The sequence below is a fragment of the Mucilaginibacter sp. genome (genome assembly GCF_041663085.1).
Taxonomy (GTDB): domain Bacteria; phylum Bacteroidota; class Bacteroidia; order Sphingobacteriales; family Sphingobacteriaceae; genus Mucilaginibacter.
This window is the reverse complement of the sequence record NZ_JBAZRC010000239.1, coordinates 1-3,357: the sequence shown is the minus strand read 5'-3', so window position 1 is coordinate 3,357 and position 3,357 is coordinate 1. Positions and strand designations below refer to the sequence as shown.

The 3,357-nt window shown below is 45.0% G+C and carries 2 protein-coding genes; both read left to right on the top strand.

The window, feature by feature from the left end; genetic code table 11:
• Positions 1-250, top strand: a 250-nt coding sequence (locus WC615_RS23020; protein ID WP_372980368.1) for a sterol desaturase family protein, incomplete at its 5' end; no start/stop codon positions are given.
• A 163-nt stretch (positions 251-413) separates the two neighbouring features.
• Positions 414-3,230 (top strand): carbamoyl-phosphate synthase large subunit, encoded by a 2,817-nt coding sequence (gene carB, locus WC615_RS23015; RefSeq protein WP_372980367.1) that lies wholly within the window; start codon positions 414-416, stop codon positions 3,228-3,230.
• Positions 3,231-3,357 lie beyond the last annotated feature (127 nt).

The following is a 3,357-nucleotide window of genomic DNA, read 5'->3' as shown; positions in this document are numbered from 1 at the left end:
AGATTTTTTTTACCATACTACCATAAAAACGCCAAAGTGGATCGGTTATATATTTCAACGGCCCGAAATGCACCGCATCCATCACGAATATAACAAGCACACCAGCAATTATGGTGATATAGTTTGGTGGGATATGATTTTTGGCACCTACAGCAACCCAAAAGAGTTTACAACATCGTGTGGGTTTGACACTGATAAGGAGCTGAGATTGGCAGACATGCTTAAGTTTAAGGATGTGCACAAATGTTAATACATGTTTTTGAAAATTTAACATTCCAAATCCCAGCAAATTACTATCTTTGCACCCCGACGCTGAGGTCGGGATTTTTCGCCTTTCAGCGCATAGGATTTACGTTAAATGGACTACCCATTTTTAACTTTTGAATTTTAACTTTTTGACTTAAAAAAGCCCTATGCCCAGAGATACTTCCATCAAATCCGTATTAATTATTGGTTCAGGCCCTATCATTATAGGCCAGGCGTGTGAGTTTGATTATGCGGGTTCGCAGGCTGCCCTTTCCTTAAAAGACGAAGGCATTACTGTTTCCATCATCAACAGCAACCCCGCCACCATCATGACCGATAAGGTGATTGGCGACCATGTTTACCTGCTGCCGCTTAATGTTGAAAGCCTTGAAAAAATACTGATAGAACAAAAAATTGACGCCGTACTGCCTACTATGGGTGGCCAAACCGCTTTAAACCTTTGTATTGAGGCTGATGAGCAGGGGTTATGGAAAAAATACGGGGTTAAAATCATCGGGGTTGATATTGCTGCGATAGAAAAGACAGAGAACCGCGAAGCCTTCCGCCAGTTAATGGTTGATATAGGCGTTGGCGTGGCAACTTCAAAAATTGCCAACTCGTTTTTAGAAGGTAAAGAAGCCGCGCAGCAAATTGGTTTTCCGCTGGTTATACGCCCAAGCTATACCCTTGGTGGTAAAGGCGCAGGCTTTGTACATAAAAAAGAAGATTTTGACGCCGCCTTAAGCCGCGGCCTGCAGGCATCACCAACCCACGAGGTTTTGGTAGAGCAGGCTGTTTTAGGCTGGAAAGAATACGAGTTGGAGCTTTTGAGGGATAGTAACGATAACGTTATTATTATCTGCTCTATCGAAAACTTCGACCCGATGGGTATCCATACCGGCGACTCGATAACCGTAGCCCCGGCCATGACCTTGAGCGACCGCTGCTACCAGGAAATGCGTAACCAGGCCATCAAAATGATGCGTGCCATCGGTAACTTTGCAGGTGGTTGTAACGTGCAGTTTTCGGTTAACCCCGCTAATGAAGAGATCATCGCTATCGAGATCAACCCGCGTGTATCACGCTCGTCAGCATTAGCATCAAAAGCAACAGGTTACCCAATTGCTAAAATAGCTGCCAAGCTGGCCATTGGTTATAACCTTGATGAAATAGAGAACCAGATCACCAAAACAACATCGGCTTACTTTGAGCCAACGTTGGATTACGTGATCGTAAAGATCCCCCGCTGGAACTTTGATAAATTTAAAGGCGCTAACCGTGAGCTTGGTTTAACCATGAAGTCAGTTGGTGAGGTTATGGGTATAGGCCGCAGCTTTATTGAGGCTTTACAGAAAGCCTGCCAGAGCCTTGAAATCGGCCGCGCCGGCCTTGGTGCCGACGGCCGCCAAAGCCGCAACCTTGACGAGATAATGCACAGCCTGGAGCATCCAAGCTGGGACAGGTTGTTCCACATCTATGATGCCATGAGCCTGGGTGTGCCAATTGAATCTATCCGTAAAGTAACAAAGATCGACCGCTGGTTCCTGAACCAGATACAGGATGTAGTGAACGTAGAAACAGAACTGCGCCGCTACTCGCTGAATAATATCCCTGAAGATTTCTTCTTCACCCTGAAACAACGTGGCTTTTCTGATACCCAGATAGCGTACGTTTTAGGCAACGTAACCGAAGAAGACGTTTATCAGCGCAGAAAAGCCTTAAACATAAAACGTGTTTATAAAATGGTTGATACCTGCGCGGCAGAGTTTGCGGCAAAAACGCCATACTACTACTCTACTTACGAGGGCGAGAACGAATCAATCGTATCTGATAAAAAGAAGATCATTGTATTAGGATCGGGCCCTAACCGTATTGGCCAGGGTATTGAGTTTGATTACAGCTGCGTACATGGCCTGCTTGCTGCCAAAGAAGCAGGTTACGAAGCCATTATGGTTAACTGTAACCCCGAAACCGTATCTACCGATTTCAACATGGCCGATAAGCTGTACTTTGAGCCCGTTTTTTGGGAGCATGTACGCGAGATAATCGACCTTGAAAAACCGGAAGGCGTGATCGTTCAGCTTGGTGGCCAAACTGCCCTGAAGATGGCAGAAAAGCTGCACCAGCATGGTATCAAGATCATTGGTACATCGTTCGATAACATGGATATAGCCGAAGACCGCGGCCGCTTTAGCGACCTGCTGAAAGAGCTTGGTATCCCTTACCCTAAATATGGCGTTGCAGAAAGTGCTGAAGAAGCATTAGAAGTTGCACACGAGGTTGGCTACCCTGTATTGGTGCGCCCAAGTTACGTGCTTGGCGGCCAGGGCATGAGTATTGTTATAAACGATGAGGACCTGGAGAAAGCGGTGGTCAACTTGTTGAAGAATTTACCCGGTAACCGTGTATTGATAGATCACTTCCTTGACCGCGCTGCCGAAACCGAGTCGGATTCTATCCACGATGGCGAAGATGTACACATCATTGGTTTGATGGAGCATATTGAGCCTGCGGGTATCCACTCAGGCGATTCATTCGCAGTGTTGCCGCCGTTTGATTTATCAGATAACGTGATAAGCCAGATGGAAGAATATACTGCCAAAATAGCACGTGCGCTTAACGTTCGCGGCTTGCTGAATATACAGTTTGCTGTTAAGGACGATAAGGTGTATGTGATAGAGGCTAACCCCCGCGCATCGCGTACTGTGCCATTTATAGCTAAGGCTTATGATGTACCTTACATTAACATAGCTGCTAAAGTAATGCTTGGCGCTAACAAATTAAAAGACTTTACTATTGAGCGTAAGCTTAAAGGATATGCAATAAAAGAACCCGTATTTTCGTTTGATAAGTTCCCGGAAGTAAACAAGGAGCTTGGGCCCGAAATGAAATCAACAGGCGAAGCCATCAGGTTTATACCTGACCTGGACGACCCGTATTTCAGGCATCTTTACAAAGAAAAATCAATGTATTTGAGTAAATAATTCTAAACTGGCATCAGTTTTGAATTTAAGGTTAGCCACCGTGTTATTACGGTGGCTACATGGTTTAATTTAGTACTATAGTATTGAAAGTTAATTTAAAGAATACGCCGGTCGTTAATTTAAGTAA

Bases quoted from the DNA above. Each gene is read 5' to 3' on its own strand.
- carB (WP_372980367.1), top strand. From the start codon at position 414: ATGCCCAGAGATACTTCCATCAAATCCGTATTAATTATTGGTTCAGGC.